Source organism: Leptospira noguchii serovar Panama str. CZ214, assembly GCF_000306255.2.
Lineage (GTDB): Bacteria > Spirochaetota > Leptospiria > Leptospirales > Leptospiraceae > Leptospira > Leptospira noguchii.
Genome location: NZ_AKWY02000033.1, coordinates 14,530 through 36,742, shown reverse-complemented (window position 1 = coordinate 36,742; position 22,213 = coordinate 14,530). Strand labels below are relative to the sequence as shown.

Here is a 22,213-nt window from a genome sequence, read left to right as displayed (position 1 = left end):
TAGATATATTTTATTTTTTTTCGATATATATTTTTTTAATTTTACTTTGAATCATCGAAGAAATTTTGACCTTCGCGTTCGATATTAATTAGATAAAAAGATCTCAGGCTGATTTCACCACAATCGAAGCTGCATTTGGTTTGTTATCTATTATAGGAATTTACTTTTTATTCCAAAAAATTAGAAACACAAAAACTGATATCGAATCCGTTAAAGTAATGATCGAAGGACTTAAAAATAAAAATCAACTTTTAGTTCAGAAGAATCAGTCTTTCTAGGAATCTCTTCAAAGACAATTGGAAGTATGGGACCTTTCCGATAAGGAAAAAAATACCCTTTTACTTCTAAGAGGTATGTCGATCATCAAATCGCCGCTATTCGAGAAAAAAATTTGAAAACGATCGAGAACCAAACATTTTCTATCTATCAAAAATCGTGAATTACTGGTAGATTGGAATTCATTGCGTATTTCATTTCTCCCGTGTTGCCCGATTGATTTCTCATAAATAACTTTAGTTTTGTGTAATTTACCCTATTTACAAAATTGATCTTAGAGCCGGTCTCAAAACTGTTTGTAGAGAGAAAGGGTAATAATATCAATGTGAAATGGACAAATATTATTCAGAGATACCGGATGCACTTTGGAAACAAATAGCCCCATTAATCCCGAAAGAAAATGTAAATCCGAAAGGAGGTCGCAATCGAGTACCAACACGAGTAGTAATGTCAGGTATCATCTATCGAATGAAAACAGGCTGTCAGTGGCGTGCCATTCCGAATGAGTTTGGATCAGGCCAAACTTGTCACAGAAGATTTCAAGAATGGGAACGAGCAGGAGTATTCAAAAAGATTTATAAATCTATTTTAAAATATTATGATGTAAAGAATCAAATAGCATGGGACTGGGCTTCGATGGATTCGGCAATGGTTAAAGCTCCCAAAGGGGGAGCTTAACTGGGAAAAACCCTACAGACCGTGCCAAATTAGGTGTTAAACGGCATATTCTTACAGATGGAAATGGAATTCCTTTGGCAATTACATTGACTGGAGCTAACGTTCATGACAAACACGGTGTAAAAGATACGTTGAATTCAATCCTAATATTTTCCGGAAAAAGAAGAAAGAAGCCAAAACATATTTGTTTAGATAAAGGTTATGATTTCAAAGATATAGAAGTTTTAATCAAAAGAAGAAACATTCAATCTCATATTCGGAAAAAAGGTGAAAAGCCTCTCATCGGTAAATATAAAGGAAAACCTAGACGTTGGGTCGTTGAAAGAACTAACAGTTGGCACAATCGATTCAGGGCTATCCTAATTCGTTGGGAAAGAAAATCTGAAAATTATCTTGCATCTCTTTATCTCGCAAGCTCTATCATTGCTTTTAACTTTTTTGATAGGTAGTTTTGAGACCGGCTCTTAGTTAAAAATTTGCGAGAGATTGATATTCTTTGAATAAAATTCCATAGTTAATATCAACAAAACTGCTTCAATCAATCGTTTCCATAAAACGGAAACTAATTGAAAATTAATTTTTCAATAACTCTATTTATGAATTTTGAAATTTCATTTTTATCCGTGGACTATTTAAAAAACATAAATACAAAAACATCTGATTTTGAAAAAATTTCGAAATTTAAACCCGTTATCACCGGAACCATTCCTTTTAATATAGATCACAATTTTAGCGACGTAGATATCTCTGCCATTTTCTCCAATATAGAAAATTTCTCAAAAACATTAAGAAACTTATTTTCTAACTTTTTGGAATTTAAACTCGAATAAGAATTCTTCAAAATAAAAATTTAATCATAATTCGTTTTAAAACGGAAAAATTTTTTATGAAGTGTTTGGACAAGATATTCTTGTACTAAAGCAAATAAAATTTGCCGGTTCACAATTTAAAGAAAAAATCCGTCTTCTTAAAATGAAGGTGGAAAAACAGAATCTGCATTTACTCATCTTTTAGGAATTAAAGAAGATCGGTATCGTACTTTGTTTAACCGGAATGTTTTTTCGGAGAAGAACTAAGAAATTCTATTTTAAAGTCCGCGTTTTTTTCAACTTCGGATAAATGAATATAGTAGTAAGTGATCATATATGTACGATTTTTCTATGAAAAAAAATTGAATTGAATCAAGCTTGACAATAAAATTTTTTTGATCATCTTATACTGTCTCAATCGATATTTTTTCTAAAGGTTTCAATAAAATGCAAAGGTTTTTCAAATTCATTCTCTTCGCTGGAACATTATCAATTTATTTTCCTATTAACGCTCAAAAGAATAATACGATTGATTTCGACGCCGAGTTGTATGCTCAAATCGTTCGTCAAAGTGTATACCAATACGGAACTATTCTTAAATCCAGAAAAGTTCTCAAAGATCATAATCATTGGAAAAAACCAATCGATGCCGCATTTCGTAAATTGGCTGATTCTTCAGGAAATCCTACTTTTCCGATCGTTTATAATTTAATTCAGGACAATTCTTTCAATGCCTTCGCTATGGCGGGTGGTCAATTTTGTATCAATTCGGGTACTTTAGATATTTTAGATCAAGTAATTACAAATTCAGAACCGGATGCAAAAGATAAACTAAATTTTTATAGAGAACGATACATTGCGGGTGTTTTGTCGCACGAACTTTCACACTACTATAACAAACACACTTTTAATTCCGTAAAAAAATTCTATCAGTTGAAAGGAAATCCAACCGGAGAAATTATATTAGAAAATATTAAATTTTCTCAGGATCAGGAAGTAGACGCAGACCAAACCGGATTTCAACTTTTAAACAAAGCGGGTTACGGCGGAGAATATATGATCCGTACCTTGGAATTGATGAGCGATATAGATAACCAATATAAAGAATATATTGCGAAAAAAAAATTAGATAAAACCAGCCCTGAATCCATGACTTCTTTATATTTTACGAGCCATCCTTCTCCAAACGATAGACTTTCTAGATTTAGCAGCGACAAACAAGAACTCTATTCTTTACTTGCAACATTAGAAAAAACCTTTGATGATATTCAATTTGGTAAAAATCTAGATCTGGCTAAATCTAATTTAGAAAAGGCTCTTTCTAAATTTCCAGGTAATACTCATTTAGAAAAATCTTATGCAATTTGTCTTCATAAAGTTTGGATGTCAACCGCAAGCAATGAAGATTTAAAAGTTAAGCCGGTAATTGATATGCCTTCTTTTCGAGATTCAATGTTATTTCCAGGCGGACTTCGCAAAAGGGCTGTTATGCGGACAACTCCTGGCAATCAAACAGCATATACAAAAGCGAAAGAAGCTTATCAAAAAGTAATTATAAAAACAGAAGATCCTTATTTTATTTCAAACTACGCAGTTCTTCTCTCTTATTCCACCGAAGAAAACGACATGAACGTTGCAAAGTCTCTTGCAGGAAGTACGGTAAGAGCTGAAAATTCTATTCCTCTGGCAAACAATTTAGGCGTGGTTTTATATTGGACCGATGATGAGGAAAAGGCTATGGAAATTTTTAGATCGGTCGCAAATATGGTGGATAAGAGAGTACAAAGTTTCAGTGAAAAATCTAAATCCAATCCGGACATTCAGGCTTATTTACAAGGAATTGGAAATTCAATTCATCAAAAAATACAATTAGATCCGGATTATGTTTACGAAAACTTCACTCCTATTTTAAATTACGCCCTTTTAGAATCTTATAAAGAAAAAACTCCAAAAACGAAACAATTAGCTTTATATTATTTAGAAAATTATGATTCTTCTTCTGGATGGGCGAAGTATCTCGCAAATCTTCAAGGAATCAATCTACCAGAACCATCGCAAAACACAAAACAAAATGTTTTCAAGGTTGGTGGAGTTGGCCCTGGTGATAAACTAGAAGATCTATTAAAATTATGGGGGCAACCGGATAAAATCCAAATCGATAAATCTTCCGGAAGTGAATTTTATATTTATAGTAACAAAGAAACTTCCTTTTTATTAAACATTGGTTCGGTGCTTCAAGTCAATGCATACGGAGACAATAGCCCTGGTATCGATAAGGGTGTAACGATTGGTTCAGATCGAGGGATTGCCGAAAAAGTTTTTGGTAAACAATTCCAAAAAAGTGGACCATATTTCGGGTATTCTCAAAACGGAAACACATTTGTTAAATACAGAAAGAACAAAGTTGATCAGATCATCCTTCAATAGTCTGATAGGTCGCGTCTTTTTTACAAATATAACTGGGCATTGACGATCGCAAGAAATAACATTATTCTCGCGATCGGTCATTTAAACTAACGTGAGTTTAGTATAGCTCAAAAGAGGTCGATGCAATCAAGCGCTCAAACTCAAACGTCTCACCCACTTCTATAGTCGCTCGACAGATCGCGTTAAACTCAGCAGAACGCTCTCTCTATGGATCGCGTTCTATATTGAAACTAAAGAAGATTATTATATAACGTTTCCTATATACAATTTATTGACCAGAGCTGAGAGCAAATCCGGCTGTCTATAGCAGCCGGACCAGGCTCTAATTTTCCTTCGCCAAATTCATGTTAAACTAGAAACGATTTACCCTCATTGACAATCCGATAAAGCCCAAGGATAACCGCAGATGTTTGCGAGTTGATCCATTCCCACGGCACGAAATAAATTATCCACTTCGCTCTTAGAAATAAGTCCTTTCTGGATCAATTTCCATCCCAGAGTTTGGGGAGAAAATGGACTTTTGATCGAAAGGTATTTTTCGTTGAATCCTGGACTTCCGTTCGCAGGAAGCGGAGAACCGTCGTAGAGTTCGTTCAAAGTGGTTAACAAATCTTTCAAACTCACTCGAGAATTCTTAGGATGAACTACGTCTCCATAATAGACCCACTTGAAATTTACCGGCCCACCGTCCAATATTTCTCCCAGTAACTTCATCTGATCGTATCGATATTGAAATTGATTTACATAAGGAGCATAACTTCCCGTTGCGTAATAACTATCCACATGATACGGAGGCACTTGCAAGAGATAGTGAACAAAGCCGTCATAACGATATTCATTGTTTGAGTTTGTGTTACGATCCGTAAAAGTAGAATTGATGCTTTGGATATTTTGCAATCTGGAGTTCCACTCCGGAGAATTTTCTGAGATTCCTCGGGCCCACATTTCATACCGAAACCTTTGGTAATCGGAATACGTCTGGTCCACGATTGGATCCAACTGCCAACCATTTTGGTATGTACCCAGATAGTAGTTTCCTTGTACCCAGTTCCCCCGATTTCCGCTGATCAAATATCTACCGATAGGATTTACAATCCCCTCCGTCAGTGCCATATTCATATCTTGGTATTCATACATATAGTGCGGTCGTCCATAGTTTTGGTTATTAGAATCTCTAAACTGTCCCGCCCAATTATTAGTCGTAGTTAATGTCCAAGGAGCGGCAGATTGTACTACGGTATGTCCAAATTCATGACCCAAGGGAATATCAACCGAAAGTTCTGATGAAATGCTAATATTTGCCTGTGGCGCGCTCAAGGAAAGATTTCCAGGATAACCTCCGGAACCGTATGTGCTATTAAAATTAATTGTATAACAAGTTACACAATTGCGAGCTGGATTGTTGATAAACATATCAAAGTGAATCTTTTCCACGGATTCGGATGGAGCTTCCATTCGATTGTGCAATTCCACCACTCCCTGCCAACTCGAAAGGGTCAACTTCATACTGTTCATAAGGCTCGTAGGGATTGAACTCAAAATATCCACGGTCCCTAAGTCGTACGTTTTCAAAGTTGGATTCCAATATCCACTCAATGGCAACACTACTTCAAAGTAAGGCTCCACCTGGCTCTGTTGTGTATTCGGGTCCACGAATAGAGTCTGGAAAAATTTACTCTGGTCGTATGGCAAATAATTAAGAGCTGAAATCGTTGTCTTCTCCCAGACACTACGGATCGTACCGATCGAATTGTTATATGCAAGATTTGTTTTATAGTCCAGTACAACCGTAATTCGAACCCGATCCGGTGTAGGAGTCGTTTTAAGACAACTATCTACTTTTGCGACTACATTGCCATCCAGACCACTTTGTAAATTAGATACGTAACAACCCGCCGGGTTTGTCTGAGTGCTGTTGAAAAAATTCAAATGAATCTGACCGGGAACTGGTCTGTAACTTCCAGGACTTGCAACATCACTCGAAACGGCAACTCCGGTAGCGGGATCAAAATGACGTTTGAACTCGTGGCATTGACTCCAAGGGATTGTAAAAGGAGAACTTTGAGTATTACTACCATAACACTGTGAATCTTCTAAAAAACCGATCTTTGCTTTCAATGTGACAGGTTTTTCTTGTACACAAAGAATCCCCATCTCCATACTTCCTTGAGAATTCGGGTCTTGAGTTTCTTTCCATTGACAAGGAATAGAACCCGCCGAAATAGAAGTCCCACCGTTGTAATTTGCATATCCAATCCTTCCTTGAACGGATGCGTTTCCGTTTGTCCAAGGTTGTGATCCGGAAGAACAAAGTTGTGTAGATGGAATCGTTTTCCAGTTGGACTGAAGTCCAGTCCAAATTCCAAAATCCCAGATATAAAAAGAATCAGCGAACGGATGATTTAGATTTCCAGCCGAAAAATCAAAAAGCCCCGAATCATTCGTAGTAAATACCATCTTCCCATCTGGTCTGTAATAAGATGTATTTTTTACTAAGACCCAATCCTTTTGTCCTGACGAAGAATTAGGTCCTACCGTAGTCGCAACGCGGTTGATACCATCTACAAGCATTGCCTTGTAAGATCCGGTCCCGGATAAACTAGAAGGAATATGAGAATTACAATAGGCATCCGCACCAGAAATGCCCGCGAAGTTTCCATTGTGAGTAAGAGGTGAAACCGAAGTACTATTCGTATAACTAGTTACGAAAACATAAAGTCCTCCGGAAGGAATCGTAGTCAAATTGTTAGAATGTGAATTGATCAAATTCAAAAATGAATTTTTTAAAGAAGAAATTCCAAATGAATTTGAATTTTCTCCCCCACATCCCGCAAAAAATGTGACCACAAGTATAAAAAAATAAGAATATATTTTTTTGAATATATATTTTAACATTAAAGTCTCCTTAGGAAAGAAGAACAAAAGAATGAACTCTTTTTTTCATACGTTTGGTAAATAGGTGTTTTTTGCAGATTACTATAAAATAGGTACCTTAAAATTTTTTGCATGTCTTCGTTTAGAAAATAAATTATCAAAATTCTTTTATATAACAATTAATAAATTTATACTAGATTAATTTAGTAAAACATAAAGAACAACTTCTGTACTTTTACAAAATCATCCATTAATTTTTGGTATCGTTTTTACATTCCTGAAAGAAATTCGAATATGGTACCTATTATTTAATCAAACTCTATAAAAATAGGTTTTTTATTTAATGATTCGATCGCAAAACATTTCTGCAGAAAATTAAAGATGGTTATCTTTTAATTTTATAGAAGTTCCATTTAGTTTTTAGTGAAAACCAAAGAATAATAGAATTGTTGAAAAATGAATCTTCATCTGTTTCTATTTTATGGAAATGATTGATTAAAGCAGCTTTGTTAATATTAACTATGGAATTTTTTAATAACTCTATTACTGATTTTCTACAAGACGACAATCAAATACAAACCGTATTTTTTGTTGTTTTGATTTCGAAATTTATTAAAAAATTCTTTCTTCGAATGAAATGAACCTCCTTTGCGGAAATTTTATATTCTAATTCCGAAGTTTTGCGTAAAACTTATGCCATAAGCGACTCTTAAACTTAAGATCTTACTTTAAATATTCTTTAGAATTAATAAGCGCGAAATGGACTTGTTTCCCGTTTTTCTCTTGCACAAAAAGAATATAATCTGTGGATATAAGTTCGGCCATTGAAGGAATGTGATACATCTGTTCCTTCAATCGATAAAATGCCTCCATACTTTCCGGCAAACCCGCAGAAAGTCGCTCTTCGGCTTCTGATGGAACATCGATGACAAAATGTCTAGCAACCGGCAAGTAAAGAGTTTCATAATGTCGTTTTGTCCAAGCAGCCAAAGTAGGTTCCGGTTCGTCTCTAAGTGCAAGTACTGCGACGTTCGTAAGTCGATTCCGTAACCTTTCCAACGCCTCAGTAAGCTCTAAAAGCAAATCCTTCTCGTTTAACGGCAACAAATCGATAGCAATTTTGTTTATGCTCGTTGCTCTAGAATAGAGTAACCTTTTTTTTAGTTCGTTTTTGTCCCAGCCGGGAATTTTGCTACGAGAAGCGTACACAAAAAGTTCGTGTAAAATTGTTTTCTCTTCGGAATATTCGCCCGCAATACGACGACATACAAGCTCACTGGATTCCTCTTCAAGATCAAAAGCAAGACGTAATAAAATGGAGGCACCAGGAAAGCGATCAATCCAATGACGATCTCTTGCAGAATCCGTTTTAAGATGTGCATCGAGACATGCCGCAAATGTTTGCAAAAGAGTCGACGCCGGAATTTTACCATGGTGTTTGATTAAAGCTTCTTCCAACCGGTTAGGAGCGGACATGATTTGTTTAGCCGAGGCTGAAACCAATAACTCTGTAAGTTCTTCCGCGCTTCCATCCTCAAGAATTTCCTCAAACTCCTCCGCAAGTTCATTGGCTTGTTCTACTTCCAAAATCAAATTTACCAGCCTTTGTTTTAAAGCGTTTTGAATCTGAGTATTTTTCACCGCTTTCTGAAGTACGAAAAAAGATTCGCCTGCCTCATTGTCGTTGAGAGTTCCTGTTCCCTCAAGCACGCGTAAGAACCTCCTGCGAAAAAGACCTACGATTGTATCGGCGTGTTCTTGCGTCTTTGTTTTGCCGACCATCACACCTAAAAGTGGAGTAAAATCTTGCGGATAACATTCGTCCGCCCAATGTAAAAGTTCGATCAATCTATCGATCGAGAATGTTGGAAAAATTTCATCGATGAAAACTCTTCTCGGATTGTCCCCATCGTCTAGATGAGCGTCGTCATAAAACGAAGAACCGTTCTTATATATTTCAATGAGGTGCTTTTGTGTATCGTCTAATAGGTCTTTGGCGAGACATCGCAGAAACGGATTGACATCTCGAAAATCGTGATACCGTCCATTTTTATCGAAGAGAATGTTTACGATCGCGAGTAAGTCATTTACAGAAAGGTTTTTCCCGTGACGTTCCCAAAGGTTTACGAATATCGACTCGCGTTTACCGACTCCATACGCAGATAAATTTGCGTTCTCTCCGTTCCCGACTACCCAACTTTCAAGTTCTTTGATTCCCTGTTGAACGATTCCAAGATCAGAACTATCCAATTTTTCCTTAATGTCTTTGATCATTTTTACTTTTCACTGACGATTTATGTGATACAAACATAACCTTCGTTCTCAAGCTTTTTCACTTCTTCTCGAGCAACCGCCGTATCTCCGTTCACAAAACGAGTATTTCCAAATTTTTCTGGTATTTCAGTAAGCAGACCTTCGCGGAATAATAACTTATTTTTTCTCTGGTTCGGATTACTGATTATCTCGACGTAACGATTCTCGAAACGATCGACCAAGTACCAAGGACCGGTTTCTTTAATTTTTGTTCGGAAAGTTTCGTATGATACAAAAAGATCATCTAACTTTACGTGTCCTCCTAATAATTCACGGGTTAGGATACGTAGAAAAATTCCTCCGATTCCGAACTTTAAATTCAACTGATTACCGACGACCATACTCACACCACGTTGACCGACATCTCTAAAGTCCTGGTCCCAGGAAGGTCGACTGACTTTTTTAATCGCCGGTTCTCCTGCATACCCTTGTTCACCTGAAGAAGTATCATAAACATAAAAAGGCCCATTACTCAAACCGTAAGAAGTATTGCAAATCGGAGCAGGTCCCCAGTCTGCAAGTTGTTCAATAATTTCATCGTCCTCGTCCGCAAGTGGATCGTTTTCATACCAGGGATCGTCTTCGTTTTCACCGAGCAGTATGATCGGATTACTTCCTTCCATAGTATTGATTTCAAGCCGCCCGGCGTGTTTCCAAACTTTCTCAAGCGAAGGAAATTCGCTTTCGGCATCCGGGTTCGGTCCGCTGATCAGCAACTCTTTCTTACCGGCAAACATACGCACGCGTAGAACGGGCTCGCCTTGAGGAGAATAAAATCGCGGCACTGGAGTTTCCGAAGGACGGGAAGTCACCAATGCCAGGTCGTCGACAAAACCAATCAGATAGTGTAATAGTTTTATACAGTCCGGCGTTTCAGTTAAGAATTGTAGATGTTTTTCCAATTCAATGGTTGGATTTTTACTTTCGAGAATTGCAGTCGCCCAAGTCGTATCAAAAGATGTCATAGCATGCAGATTCGATTTCTCAGCTCTTCCGTTTTAAAATAGATCGACTGATCAACTTTCATACTTTAAGCATTTTATTTTGCTATTTATATTCTGAATTCACATTCCACTCTTTTGATTAGAGTTGTTGAAAAATTAATTCTCTTTCTGTTTCATGGAAACGGCCGATTGAAGAAGTTTTATTAAATTGAACTATACAATTTTTTAACAACTTTATTGAAGATTTACAAAAGGATTTGGATCAGTGGATGAATTTATGTAACTACGAACATATCAAAGCAAGTATTGTTTTAGTAAAACTCCAACGCAGACTTTCCTTGGCACGAAGGAATTAGCTAAAAAGAAGTATCTCGATAACTTACAATTTTTGTAATGAATTCCAATAGAGTGTCATATATTGACTATTACAAATCTAAGCTGCCTAGTAATTAAATTTCGTACAGGAATTTTTTCTTACGCCGAACTTACATTAATTAGATATTTTTGAGATGGATAATTAAACAATTCAAAAGCATTTCAGTATATCAGAATAAACATGGACAAATGAATCATAAAATTTTATGTTTAAAAACTTCTCCAAAAGTTTTTTCAAAACCCTAAAAAATCTCTGCAAAAACACAGTAGCTTCTGGGAACCTCTAAAAACCTTCGTTCGACATCGAATACTTTTTCCACCAAAGGATTTAATGTCTGCAAAGACGTGCTCTACTCTTGAACGAACTTTCGATAAATGTTTATTAAGAATTTTTGAATCGTTGGAAAGAGGTTGGTTTCTTTTTTCTTTTTCACAGAAAAGAGTGAGAAGGCCTTTCTGTTTTCCCTCAAGCAATACGGTTGGGATTGGATATGCTGAATCACCAAAGATTGGTTCGCCTCTTCGCATGAATTCCATTAATTGAATACAACCTTGAGAATCGTGAACGATACCGTTCGTTGTCGTATAATCTCTGATAATCTTGTGAGTCAGATCTATCATGATATAATTTTTATATCCAAAGTAAGATTTCCCATATTTCATTGTCCACCTCGCATCCGTATCTTTCTGACAAAGTTTGTGATTATCTTCTTTCCAACTATCCGGTATTTGATCTTGTTTGATCGTTTCATTTTCTTCTTGGGTGTTTCTTTGAATGGGAACGTTAATTATCGCTGCATCCACAATTGCTCCTTCTCTTAATTCAAACCCTGATTTCTGAATCCAATAGCTTAACTTTGAAAATAAAATTCTATCTAAACCTTCTCGTATTAATCTTTCTCGAAATACCCAGATCGTCTTCTCATCCGGTAGTTTCTCGTTTTGACCAACTCCAAGAAATCTTTGAAACGAGTAACAATCGTTGATCTGATACTCTGTTTGGTGATCGGAAAGATTATACAATTTTTGTAATATTACAATTTTAAACATCAGAACCGCATCATAAGGTGGTCGACCGCATTTTCCGTTCCACTTCGACTCATACCTTCTAATTCTTCTCGATAGATTTCAAAATCCAATATCTCTTGTAGCTTTTTTTATGGATCTTCTAAGCTTTCTATCTTCTTTTCACGATTCTGTGTTTCAAATAATTCTATATTCTTCATTATACTACTACCCTTAACATTCACTTCTATGGCGGGTACTTCTTTTTGATAGGTTTTTAGTAGTTCACTCTTTATAAAAAAGAACTTCAGATACATTTTTTAATGGAATACAGATGAAAATTTTCACTCGGAACGCTGTCACTCAAATTAAAGTAAAATCGTAAGCGAAGTGTATTAAAAAAACATTAGGAAATTTCTTATGAGAAAGAATATTTTGAAATTGGTAACTACTTGCATGATCATTCTTGCGTTCAACGTTTGCAAAGTCAACGACCACGAAGAAGAAGATGATATAATAACATTGAGTTTGGTCCATTCCCTTGACCAAAGCAGCGGAAATTGTGCTTTCGTCCAGAAATTATTTTGGAGCGGTGGAGACTTTCTCTATTATTATACAAGTTTCAGCACGAAACCGAAAAAAGACTGCGACTTTAATAAAATCATGGGTTCTGATCTTGCATCTCGTAAAAAAATCATCGAAGGCAACTACAATAAAATCACCGAACTTGCAAATACTTTACATTGTTCTGAAGCTACGAAAACTCTGATTACGGATTTTAAAAATGACGAATTGACAATCACCCAGACACAATATGATAATCTACGAGCAAAAATCAGATTTTTTCCGGTTTCGGATTTTCGGACGGAAGCGATCACCCAACTCTCTTCCTCTACCCATCCTTTAACTTCATTTGGTTTCTCGGCTGAGGAAATCAAAGCTTTAAATCGATTGACAGTTGAACAAGGGGAAAACGCCGGATACAGAGAACTTTTGGCAGCATTTGCAGAAGAAACCCTTGATACTACGTGTAGTAATGCCCTTACCGATAGTAACCGAAGACTTTTTCCCGGTTTTTACGGTCTGGATCCCGATGCAAATACAAAGGCAAAAATTACGGGAATTTCCAATAACGGATCTGCATCGGCAATCTGTACCTACGGTGGTCAAACAGTAGCCTCTGCTCGATGCGCTACTTTAAATTATGAATACTAATTTCAAAATATTATAATATTCTAAAAAAATTATAAGGATCTGTTTGCCGTCCCGACAGATTCTTATGGTTTAATTTTTTCAATAAAGTAAAATTGAGTTTTAGGACGCACTCTAAACGACTAATGTGAATTCTCTTTACTGCTGACAAAACCAATCAGATAGTGTAATAGTTTTATACAGTCCGGTGTTTCAGTTAAGAATTGTAGATGTTTTTCAGATTGGATCTCTGCTTTCAAAATTATAGACAAACGACGCCTTAAGCGTTTTAAACGAAACATTCATTCTGTTTTGTAATGATCTCCGGGTCGCTCGGCACGTGAGCGATCGATGCGGAGTCAAGTTATTGGCTTTTTCGATCTCCATCCTGAATTTCGTTCGTATTCAATAACTTGACTGAAGCGGACAGCGCGACTCTGCGCATTTACAAATCATTACACTTTTTCCAAACCGTTTCGCAGAGGCACGCCCCCGCAAGAAATCTTCGAAAATTTTAAGATCCTTTTTGAATCATTCTGATCCTTTCCTTTTTACTTTCCGTTACTTTTAAAACAGAACATTCGTTCTGTTTTTTTAATTCTCTATCCGTCCAGGGATGAAAAAAACTTTCCTCCCCGCCCGGCTGTTTTAAACAAGTCCTATTCCATTGGGAAATCCAAGATTTGGTATAGTTTCATGAGAGAAATCAAAACAGTAACAGTATTGGGCGCGAACGGTACCATGGGCGCCGGATCTGCGGCAATTGTTGCCTCATTCGGAAAGGCAAAAGTTCACATGCTCGCTAGAGATACGAACAAAGCGAAAGAAGGAATCGAAAAAGCAATCGGCTCGGTTAAAACAGATACAATCCGTCCCAGACTGATTCCAGGTTCGTATGATGCAGATTTAGAAAAAGCAGTTTCAGAATCCGATTGGGTTTTTGAACTCGTTGCAGAAAGTTACGAAGTAAAAGAACCGATCAATAAAAGAATTTCAAGTTCAAGAAAACCGGGAACGATCGTTTCTACAGTTTCATCCGGTCTTTCTATCGAAAGACTTTCCAAAGCATTTGATGAAGACGGGCAAAAACATTATTTTGGAACTCACTTCTTTAATCCTCCTTACAAAATGATTCTGTGTGAACTTGTTTCTCACAAAGGTTCAGATAAAAAAGTTCTTAAACAACTTGGTGAATATCTGGATAAGGTTTTAGGTCGTGCTGTTGTTTATACAAATGATACTCCCGCATTTGCTGGAAACAGAATTGGTTTTCAACTTATTAACGAAGTCGCACAGATCGCTGAAAAATATTCCGATAAAGGTGGGATCGCTCTTATGGACGCGATCATGAGTGGTTACACTGGAAGAGCGATGGCCCCTTTGGACACTGCAGATTTTGTAGGATTAGACGTTCACAAAGCAATCGTAGATAATCTCTATGAAATGACAAAAGATGCGGCTCATTCTACTTTTAAACTTCCGGGTTACTTTCAAAAGTTAATCGATAAAGGCGATTTAGGAAGAAAAGTGGGCGGCGGACTTTACAAGATGTCTAAAACTCCAGATGGTAAGAAAGAAAAATTAGTCTATAATATAGGCGCCGATTTGTATGAACCGGTTCCCAAGTTCGACATCGATTTTATTCGCCAGGCGAATAAAAGAATTTCCGAAGCGGACTATACGGGTGCAATGAATATCGTAAAAGAAGCAAAAGGTTTTGAAGCGGACCTTGCAAGGTACTTTATTGCAAGATACGTTAGTTACTCTCTATCTATCGTTGGCGAAGTAGTAGACACAAAAGAAATGGCAGACCTCGCAATGGGAACCGGATTCAACTGGGCCCCTGCTTCTGCGTTCGTTGATTTCTTAGGAGGTCCTAAGGATACGATCCAATTGATCGAAAAAGCAAAACTTCCGGTTCCAAACGCATTAGCAAAAGCGAAACCAGGAAAACCTTTTTACGAGCTAAAAGAAAAGCTGGATGCTCGTTCACTTTTCAAAGGATAATTTAGGAGGCAGAATCATCATGAGCGATAAAATTTACGTTCTCGGCGGGGAACAAACTGACTTTCAAAGAAACTGGACAAAGGAAGGTAAAACTTTCATGTCCTTAATGCGCGAAGCCGTTCAAGACGGGCTCGAGGCTGTCGGAATTACTCCCGATGAAATCAAAAAACTGAACAAACAAAATAGAATCGGAATTTTCGTTGGAAATTTTGATGCGGAACAATATGCAACCCAAGGTCATTTGGGGGCATTTTTAACCGAAGTCGACCCTGCCTTCTATGGAATTCCAGGCGGCCGTTTTGAAGCAGCCTGCGCTTCCGGTTCCATTGCACTTGATGCGGCGGCTACAAAAATCCGCGCAAAAGACTACGACGTTGCCATCGTTCTTGGAATCGAGATCATGAAAACTGTAAGTTCTTCCGTAGGTGGGGATTTTTTAGGAACCGCCGCTTACTACGAAAAAGAAGCAAAAGGAGTTCAATTTCCTTTCCCTAAACTTTTTGGAAAACTTGCGGATGTAATTCTCGAAAGATACAAACTTCCAGAACAAAGATTTATGGGCGCGTTAGCCGAAATTTCAAGAATCAACTACGACAACGCAAAAAGAAATCCAAAAGCACAAACTCGTTCTTGGTTCATGAACAAAGAACACGCGAACGCTCGCGGCGGAGAATACAATATGGCGGTAGGAGGAAGACTCTGTATCACAGATTGCTCCCAAGTAACCGACGGTGCTGCGTTAGTCGTCCTTGCTAATAAGTCCTACACCGAAGAATACGCTAAAAAAAGAGGGAAAAAACTCTCTAATATTCCAAAACTCAAAGGTTGGGGACACAGAGTGGCTCCGATCACTTTCGAAGCGAAGGTAGCCGAATCCAAAGGAGACAAATACATTTTACCTTGGACCAGACAAACCGTAAAAGACGCTTACGATAGAGCTGAACTCGGAGTCAAAGACATAGACGTTTTTGAAACCCACGACTGTTTCACTTCTTCCGAATATGCTGCTATTTCCGCTTTTGGAATTTCTCAACCAGGTAAAGAACACGAAGCAATCGAAGAAGGTATGATTGACTTTAAAGGAAAGAAGCCAATAAACCCATCCGGTGGATTGATTGGAGTCGGTCATCCAGTGGGTGCTTCTGGAGTTCGAATGATGCTCGATCTTTATAAACAAGTAACCGGAATCGCCGGAGACTATCAAGTAGAAGGTGTTAAAAATGGGCTTATGTTAAACATCGGTGGGTCCGCAACAACTAACGTAGTCTTCATCGTAGGAAAATAAAAATGAGTTTAAAGACTGCGAAAGATTGGAATCAATTTCTTTTAAGATTATTTATCGCTTTTGGCTTTTGGGAAGTGATCTCCGTACCTCTTCGTAGTCTTTTGTTTTCTCGTTTTTACTACGATCCTACTTATAAAAATTTTTTTCAATCTGTGGGAATGATTTTATGGGTAGGGCCTATCGTAGCTGATCTTATACAGGTTTTCTTTTTAGGGATTATCATTCGACTTGCAAAAGACTCTTTACCTACTGGAATCGTAGGCGGTTTAATCATTGCGATCTGTTTTTCTTTAGCCGCGTACGTTGGTCCTGCAATTTCTATTTTAAACTTTGTGAATGTTTTACCGAGTATGGTCGTTTGGCTCTGGGTGTTTTCTCAGTTTTTACTAACGTTTTTAGCTTCTCTAATTTTAACTTATATCGCCGAAGAAGAAGCCTGAAATATCCTTCGTTCTAAATCTTTCTTAACTCATAGAATTTTTTGAAGTTAAATCGAAGTCTCAAATTTTATATTAGATTTTTATCAAGTATTTTAGATAAATAAATTCATTCCATCGATGTGGTAAAACCATCCGAACAATCCTACATTTCAATAATTTGTAAAAACAAAGTTTTAAACTAGGAAGCGCCAATCGAACCTCTTAGTTTCGGTCAACAAATTAAGCTCCAAAAGAAATTTCATTGTTCAAACAACTTTTGACCTAACGCTGTGAGCAACAGTTGCTGAGTTTCCCGCATTGTAATCCATAGAAAGCAACATAATAATCGCTTTCACATTTATTACACCGAATTCACGTTAATTTACCAAAATATTAAAAATCTTTCATATTTCTAATGTAACCGACGATCAAAAAACCAGAGATATAAATAGGTTCTGAAGTTTTCGATTTTGAAAATAAGATGAATTTTTCAGAGGAATTTGGAAAGTAAATATGAATCAGGGGATTCAAGTAATTTTACTTTTAAGAAATAACAACTTTAATTACCCAAGGCAGCAGATTATCTCTTTCCGATCGTAATAACTCTCGGTGCGTGATGTATCAAAAACGTATTGTCAATGACATCGGGTAAAACAACAGCCATATTTGATGAAACCACCTGCATATTTAGATGGTGTAAAAGTGTTATTGTGGGATTGGTCAGATGGTCAGCCATTTGGCTACCTTTATTATACTCACGGTACCATAACATCAGAAATATTTGGTTTAGCTATATGCCAATATGAAGGATCAAAAGAAGTTTATAGGTTTAGTTGTAATAAGGACTGGGAAGTAGAACAAGATTCAGATTATAATACTATAGAAGATGCCATTAAAAATCTTCCGAATCAATATAAAAATATTTCAATAGAATGGAAAGCATACAAATAAACTAAGATGTGGAGCTTACTTGTTTGTAAGGACCTGGGTGGGAACTTATTTTGTTAAAGATTCAAATAGGATAAAAATACCTTCGATCTTCTTTTGCTTTTATTATTTCCGAACCGGACGGCCGTCTTTAAATTCTCCTTCGAAAACGACTCTGTCAGAATAGATTAGCTTTCCTGGTCCATTGGCCAGATCGTTTGAGTAAGTTCCCTCGAAACTTTCTCCGTTGTTACAAGTATAACTACCATTTCCGGTCTTTTTTCCCTCTAGAAATGTTCCTCGAAAAACACATTTTACATTTGAATCGGATATAAACTCATGCCAAGATTCACAGCCGTCGTCATCGCAAGATCCGCCCTCAATCCAAGTTCCATATACGACTTTCCCTGTATTTGAATCAGCCCGTTGCCCTTTTCCTCTTCTCATAGAATTATTACGAATCCCGGAAAACGTTTCGTTATTTTTAAACTTCACTTCTGCGAATCCTTCTAACTTACCGTTTACAAAGGTTCCTGCGTATTCGTTTCTGAAAGAGTCTCTCAAAATGCCTTTTCCATTTTCACAATCTCCGGATAAACATTTCTTTTTAGTTTGCGAAAAAATGGAAAAAGAACCAACACAAAATAAAATAAATATTTTTAATTTAAACATATTATAGAACGTTTAAGTGAATCCTATTTTGTTACTATTTTAAAGAATTTTTCATTACCACTCTTCGCTAAAACTACTTCGCAGATTTTACTTGGACGTAACTCTTTGATCTTATAAACCCATCACTTAGAAAATACGGAATAGAGATACTCAGAGGTTTATTATAAAGTTCGCATAATCTAATAAAATCCTCGATAAACTATTTCTTCTTACCAGATTCAATCTTTGACATACAACTTTGATACTTTTTTAATTTCTCAGATACTTAGGTTTGTGTTAGATTCGACTCAATCCTCGCCTTTCGAAATCTACGAGCTAAGCAAAACTTTACTATTTATTGATTAATACGTATATTGATGCTGAAAAATATGAAATCGCTCAATTGCCGAATATTTTATACATCATTTCAAATATTAATTCATTTGGATATTTAGAATTCGACTATGAGCAAATTAAAAATAAAATCGAAATTTTAATTCACGAACATTTGGAAAAAATTAAGGTCACGGATAGCGAAGTAGAAGTGTTTAGACCCGAATATTATATTGATTCAAAAGATCCAGCGATAAAATCAGCAATTGAAAAAATTAAGGAAATCGAAAGTGTTACTCGTAAAAAAAATCTTACAAGTAAACTGAAGAATTTCTATGCTCAGCTGAATGACAATCAGTTTTATGAATTTTCGAAAACCTATTCTTCATTACGTCATGAAGGGTTGTTTGATCTTCTTAATAAATATGGGTATTCTAGTAAAATTATTGAGTTGAGAAACAGTGGCATTCATAGATTTTCCAGTATTTTAGATGAGATGTTCCTACAAATTAGTAACGCTGGCTCCGTATACTATAATGAAAAGAATGCATTACTTGACATGGCAAAAGAAATAAAACAATCAAGTAAAACAGAATCTATTGATCAAATGAAAAAATATTTGTTGGATGAGTTAGTTGAGAAACTGGTAAGAACTGCAAACCATCTTGAAGCTACTAAACATTAAGGTTTTTTAATAACTCATCGGCACAGCAGATAACTTCGGCTTGCCACTTCTCATGGCCGCGATGTCGAGGAAACTCTTTCGTTAGACGCAATTGTGGAGGAAGCGCCACATCCGTATGACGAAGAGTTAGGCAAAGTGACATTTCCGAAAAAGATGTTTTTAATAAAATTAAATCTGTTAGAACTAGAAGAAACGCTTCTTAATGTTGAAGGTATTATTAGACACTAATATTTACATTTCTGTTATTCTATTTAAAGGAAAACCTAGACTTGTTTTCCAAGATTTAATAGATGAGGTTTTTACAGGATATATTTCGAAAGAAATATTAAATGAAATAGAATCTACTTCTTTCTAAGTCAAAATTTAAATTCAATGATAATTTTATTCAGATTGTCTTATCCTAAATTAGAGATATTACAACATTCATTAAAAATAAACCTATTTGGAATTAAGAAATAGAGATGATTATCATATTTTAGAATCTGCCTTTGCAGCCAAAGTAGATTAATTGATAACTGAAAACAAAAATTTATTAAGGATTAAGAATTTTAATGTTATTACTCCAGACGAATATTTACTATTCGGACGTATGAAGATAGTACCAAGTTATTAACGACCGAATTTGCAAAAAAATAGCAGTAATTAAAAAATGCTGCAAATTCGCGATTTACGGCATTTTAGAGCAAGACCAAAACATTCAAATTTTTGAAACAATCAACCCAAGTATTCTATTTAACGTGAGTTCGGCCTAACGCGAAAGGGATCGATGCGGGGTCAATAAATTGAATCTAAAGACAATTGTTGTATTATGTTTCCTGTATGCAATTTATTGACCAGAGCTGAGAGCCCGACCGGCGCCTGTGGCAAGCCGGATTCGCCCCGGTTTTCTTATGTCGAACTCACGTTATTTATGTGTCCGAGCAGTAAGTATTAAAGAAAAAAACAAAACTTAATTCAGCGACCTCCATGTCGCGAAGTTCCACCACTTTGTTCGCGAACCTCGTGCCAAACCTCAAAGTGTCCAGCGCCTAACACTGACAATATTAATTGTTAGACGAAATTCATTTTGATCATCCGTAATTTGGAAATTTAGTTGGTAATTGTCTCTTATTTTAATAAATCTTAAAGATCATGGAAAATTTTAAACAATTTAATATTGAATTTTTTGTTTCAAGAGCTCATAACTTACACACTAATCCTGATGATCAATATATATCAGTTTATCATGATATACTTGAATTTATCCATAGTATAGAAGAATTTGACAGAAAAACAGTCGTAGTAATTGCACATATCGTGTATGGTTGGATGCCAACTATTTTGCATTGTAAATTTTCAAATGAAGATGATTATGAGTATTATAAAAAAATATAAAGGCTGGAAATGATTCTATAGAATTTCTTAATTTAATTAAAGAAAGAATAAATAACTCTATTGTAGGTGGAAGTAAATTTTTGCATTTCTTAAATCCAAAAATGTATGCAATATGGGATTCAAATGTGTACAAAACCCTTTTTGATAAAGATAGGCCATATCATAACATTAATAGCGTAGAGAATTATCATCATTATAACTCGTTGCTACGTGATTTATCTCAAAAGCCAGAAACAAATATTATTCAAAGTATCTTGAGAGATAAGAAATATGCTAAAAAAGAAATAACTAATATGCGCGCGTTGGAAACGGTTCTATTCTATTCGAATGAATGAACTGCGTGAGTCTAATCAAATACCGTTGACAAATACAAACTTTTGTTCTTAATTAAGTCGGAATGAATCTTATAAGGAACCCGATCATGAGAAAAATTATTGTACTTGAATTCCTCACACTTGACGGTGTTATACAAGCCGGAGGCGGACCAGAGGAAGATACCAGCGGTGGCTTCCCGTATGGTGGGTGGCAAGTTCCGTATTCTGACAATGTAATTGGAACGGTCATGAAGCAGCAGATGAACATGCCGTTTGATCTGTTGTTAGGACGCAAAACTTTTGAAATTTGGGCACCTTACTGGCCGCAACATGCAGACGTTTGGCCGGGCGTAATGTCAGCGACCAAATATGTAGTCTCAAATACTATGATTTCTAGCAAATGGCAGCCTTCGGTGTTTTTAGGCGGAGACATTGTCGAAAAAATCAATAAACTCAAACAACAACACGGGCCAAATTTACACGTTTACGGAAGTGCTAATCTCGTTCAGACTCTCATGAAACACGATTTAGTCGATGAATTCTGGCTAAAAATATACCCTCTTACCTTGGGCAGAGGGAAACGCTTGTTTGTTGATGGTACAATCCCGGCTGCGTTCAAGGTGACAGATAGCCAAATTTCTCCAAATGGTATCATTATCGTGAATTACGAGCGTGCAGGCGCTGTAACAACCGGAAGTTTTTAAATCGTCTCTCAATCACAAAGTATATATTCAACTTTTATATTTTCAGTTTATCGGACTTTCATTCTCACATATCAAAAGAATCAAAATATAATCGTTATGTACAACTTACATAGATAAATTGTAATGGAAAGATAAAATGGAAAAAGCTATAGCTATAAAAACGCCTATTGGAATTTTTAAAAATTTTCGAGACGGTATAATATTAAATGGAATTGAATGGAAAAGTTCCAAAATCACGTTTTTGTGTAATATTACGGACAATTCAATCATTGGAGAAATAGATAGAGGGCAAGAATATAACTTTAACATTGTTTTTAATGAGGTAATCTCACTATTTCATTCAGAATTAGATACATATTGTGCAATTGAAAATGAATTTATTAAAGCTGAAGATAGTGCAAGTATATTTGAAGAAATAGAAAATTCAAATTATATAAAAAAATTACCAATAAGGTTAGATTGGGGAGAAATAAGACATTATTGCTTATCAACGTACGATGATATTTTCAATATTATAGCTAAATCATATACGTTTTTATTACTAAATAATATTAAAAATTTTTAATTAATACATGCAATTTAGATTTACAAAGCATCTGCGTATCCAAATAGAAGCGCGTCA

General features: G+C 36.0%; 15 protein-coding genes and 4 pseudogenes. 14 read left to right on the top strand and 5 right to left on the bottom strand.

Annotated features, from left to right (window positions below; all coding sequences use genetic code 11):
• Nucleotides 1-50: 50 nt before the first annotated feature.
• From LEP1GSC059_RS23270 to LEP1GSC059_RS16980, 4 genes and pseudogenes are all read left to right on the top strand, one after another.
• Nucleotides 51-436 (top strand): annotated as a pseudogene (locus LEP1GSC059_RS23270) (helix-turn-helix transcriptional regulator); the annotation flags it as partial.
• A gap of 170 nt (nt 437-606) precedes the next feature.
• Nucleotides 607-1,403 (top strand): IS5 family transposase gene (locus LEP1GSC059_RS23265; protein WP_202900244.1). Its coding sequence is split into 2 segments (ribosomal slippage): nt 607-952 and nt 952-1,403, totalling 798 coding nucleotides; the frame shifts between segments, so codons are not numbered across the junction.
• Between the two features lie 147 nt (nt 1,404-1,550).
• A complete protein-coding gene (locus LEP1GSC059_RS24910) occupies nt 1,551-1,784 on the top strand; it encodes a DUF4269 domain-containing protein (protein ID WP_017213773.1) in 234 nt (77 codons plus the stop codon).
• Between the two features lie 426 nt (nt 1,785-2,210).
• Nucleotides 2,211-4,190 (top strand): M48 family metallopeptidase, encoded by a 1,980-nt coding sequence (locus LEP1GSC059_RS16980; protein WP_020981128.1) that lies wholly within the window; start codon nt 2,211-2,213, stop codon nt 4,188-4,190.
• A 369-nt stretch (nt 4,191-4,559) separates the two neighbouring features.
• Here the strand turns inward: LEP1GSC059_RS16980 and LEP1GSC059_RS16975 are convergent, their stop codons facing one another.
• The 3 genes from LEP1GSC059_RS16975 to LEP1GSC059_RS16965 all read right to left on the bottom strand — a co-directional run bounded on the left by LEP1GSC059_RS16975 (nt 4,560) and on the right by LEP1GSC059_RS16965 (nt 10,342).
• Nucleotides 4,560-7,085, bottom strand: a complete 2,526-nt coding sequence (locus LEP1GSC059_RS16975) for a DUF1554 domain-containing protein (RefSeq protein ID WP_020981120.1) — start codon at nt 7,083-7,085, stop codon at nt 4,560-4,562.
• A gap of 702 nt (nt 7,086-7,787) precedes the next feature.
• Nucleotides 7,788-9,338, bottom strand: coding sequence for a hypothetical protein (locus LEP1GSC059_RS16970; RefSeq protein WP_020981118.1), 1,551 nt, complete (start codon nt 9,336-9,338; stop codon nt 7,788-7,790).
• A 20-nt stretch (nt 9,339-9,358) separates the two neighbouring features.
• Nucleotides 9,359-10,342, bottom strand: a complete 984-nt coding sequence (locus LEP1GSC059_RS16965) for a hypothetical protein (RefSeq protein ID WP_017213767.1) — start codon at nt 10,340-10,342, stop codon at nt 9,359-9,361.
• A gap of 209 nt (nt 10,343-10,551) precedes the next feature.
• Between LEP1GSC059_RS16965 and LEP1GSC059_RS24415 the strand changes: the two are divergent.
• Nucleotides 10,552-10,715 (top strand): annotated as a pseudogene (locus LEP1GSC059_RS24415) (IS481 family transposase); the annotation flags it as partial.
• Between the two features lie 215 nt (nt 10,716-10,930).
• Here LEP1GSC059_RS24415 and LEP1GSC059_RS22395 read toward each other — a convergent pair.
• Nucleotides 10,931-11,809: an IS5 family transposase gene (locus LEP1GSC059_RS22395; RefSeq protein ID WP_235592092.1), complete on the bottom strand. Its 879-nt coding sequence runs from the start codon at nt 11,807-11,809 to the stop codon at nt 10,931-10,933.
• A gap of 312 nt (nt 11,810-12,121) precedes the next feature.
• On the opposite strand from LEP1GSC059_RS22395, the gene LEP1GSC059_RS16950 reads away from it, so the two are divergent.
• The 5 genes from LEP1GSC059_RS16950 (at nt 12,122) to LEP1GSC059_RS16930 (ending at nt 17,554) form a co-directional block, all read left to right on the top strand.
• Nucleotides 12,122-12,916, top strand: a complete 795-nt coding sequence (locus LEP1GSC059_RS16950; protein ID WP_017213763.1) for a hypothetical protein — start codon at nt 12,122-12,124, stop codon at nt 12,914-12,916.
• Nucleotides 12,917-13,588: 672 nt separating this feature from the next.
• Nucleotides 13,589-14,899 (top strand): 3-hydroxyacyl-CoA dehydrogenase family protein, encoded by a 1,311-nt coding sequence (locus tag LEP1GSC059_RS16945; RefSeq protein WP_017213762.1) that lies wholly within the window; start codon nt 13,589-13,591, stop codon nt 14,897-14,899.
• A 19-nt stretch (nt 14,900-14,918) separates the two neighbouring features.
• Nucleotides 14,919-16,184, top strand: coding sequence for an acetyl-CoA acetyltransferase (locus LEP1GSC059_RS16940; protein WP_020981129.1), 1,266 nt, complete (start codon nt 14,919-14,921; stop codon nt 16,182-16,184).
• A gap of 2 nt (nt 16,185-16,186) precedes the next feature.
• The gene (locus LEP1GSC059_RS16935; protein WP_002176882.1) at nt 16,187-16,624 is read left to right on the top strand and encodes a hypothetical protein; all 438 of its coding nucleotides are present in this window, start codon (nt 16,187-16,189) and stop codon (nt 16,622-16,624) included.
• 648 nt (nt 16,625-17,272) lie between these two features.
• A complete protein-coding gene (locus tag LEP1GSC059_RS16930) occupies nt 17,273-17,554 on the top strand; it encodes a hypothetical protein (RefSeq protein ID WP_017213759.1) in 282 nt (93 codons plus the stop codon).
• Between the two features lie 102 nt (nt 17,555-17,656).
• Here the strand turns inward: LEP1GSC059_RS16930 and LEP1GSC059_RS16925 are convergent, their stop codons facing one another.
• On the bottom strand, nt 17,657-18,202 hold the full coding sequence (locus tag LEP1GSC059_RS16925) for an MORN repeat-containing protein (RefSeq protein ID WP_017213758.1): 546 nt from the start codon (nt 18,200-18,202) through the stop codon (nt 17,657-17,659).
• 334 nt (nt 18,203-18,536) lie between these two features.
• Here LEP1GSC059_RS16925 and LEP1GSC059_RS16920 point away from each other — a divergent pair.
• From LEP1GSC059_RS16920 to LEP1GSC059_RS16905, 4 genes and pseudogenes are all read left to right on the top strand, one after another.
• Nucleotides 18,537-19,199: pseudogene (locus LEP1GSC059_RS16920) on the top strand (hypothetical protein); the annotation flags it as partial.
• Nucleotides 19,200-19,401: 202 nt separating this feature from the next.
• Nucleotides 19,402-19,812 (top strand): annotated as a pseudogene (locus tag LEP1GSC059_RS22385) (putative toxin-antitoxin system toxin component, PIN family).
• A 1,182-nt stretch (nt 19,813-20,994) separates the two neighbouring features.
• Complete coding sequence (locus tag LEP1GSC059_RS16910) at nt 20,995-21,591, top strand: dihydrofolate reductase family protein (protein ID WP_017213753.1); 597 nt, start codon at nt 20,995-20,997, stop codon at nt 21,589-21,591.
• Between the two features lie 136 nt (nt 21,592-21,727).
• Entirely contained in the window at nt 21,728-22,156 is a 429-nt protein-coding gene (locus LEP1GSC059_RS16905) for a hypothetical protein (protein WP_017213752.1), read from the top strand.
• Nucleotides 22,157-22,213 lie beyond the last annotated feature (57 nt).

Bases quoted from the DNA above. Each gene is read 5' to 3' on its own strand.
- LEP1GSC059_RS16905 (WP_017213752.1), top strand. From the start codon at position 21,728: ATGGAAAAAGCTATAGCTATAAAAACGCCTATTGGAATTTTTAAAAAT.
- LEP1GSC059_RS16910 (WP_017213753.1), top strand. From the start codon at position 20,995: ATGAGAAAAATTATTGTACTTGAATTCCTCACACTTGACGGTGTTATA.
- LEP1GSC059_RS24910 (WP_017213773.1), top strand. From the start codon at position 1,551: ATGAATTTTGAAATTTCATTTTTATCCGTGGACTATTTAAAAAACATA.
- LEP1GSC059_RS16950 (WP_017213763.1), top strand. From the start codon at position 12,122: ATGAGAAAGAATATTTTGAAATTGGTAACTACTTGCATGATCATTCTT.
- LEP1GSC059_RS16970 (WP_020981118.1), bottom strand. From the start codon at position 9,338: ATGATCAAAGACATTAAGGAAAAATTGGATAGTTCTGATCTTGGAATC.
- LEP1GSC059_RS16965 (WP_017213767.1), bottom strand. From the start codon at position 10,342: ATGACATCTTTTGATACGACTTGGGCGACTGCAATTCTCGAAAGTAAA.
- LEP1GSC059_RS16925 (WP_017213758.1), bottom strand. From the start codon at position 18,202: ATGTTTAAATTAAAAATATTTATTTTATTTTGTGTTGGTTCTTTTTCC.
- LEP1GSC059_RS16935 (WP_002176882.1), top strand. From the start codon at position 16,187: ATGAGTTTAAAGACTGCGAAAGATTGGAATCAATTTCTTTTAAGATTA.
- LEP1GSC059_RS16975 (WP_020981120.1), bottom strand. From the start codon at position 7,085: ATGTTAAAATATATATTCAAAAAAATATATTCTTATTTTTTTATACTT.
- LEP1GSC059_RS16980 (WP_020981128.1), top strand. From the start codon at position 2,211: ATGCAAAGGTTTTTCAAATTCATTCTCTTCGCTGGAACATTATCAATT.
- LEP1GSC059_RS16945 (WP_017213762.1), top strand. From the start codon at position 13,589: ATGAGAGAAATCAAAACAGTAACAGTATTGGGCGCGAACGGTACCATG.
- LEP1GSC059_RS16930 (WP_017213759.1), top strand. From the start codon at position 17,273: ATGAAACCACCTGCATATTTAGATGGTGTAAAAGTGTTATTGTGGGAT.
- LEP1GSC059_RS16940 (WP_020981129.1), top strand. From the start codon at position 14,919: ATGAGCGATAAAATTTACGTTCTCGGCGGGGAACAAACTGACTTTCAA.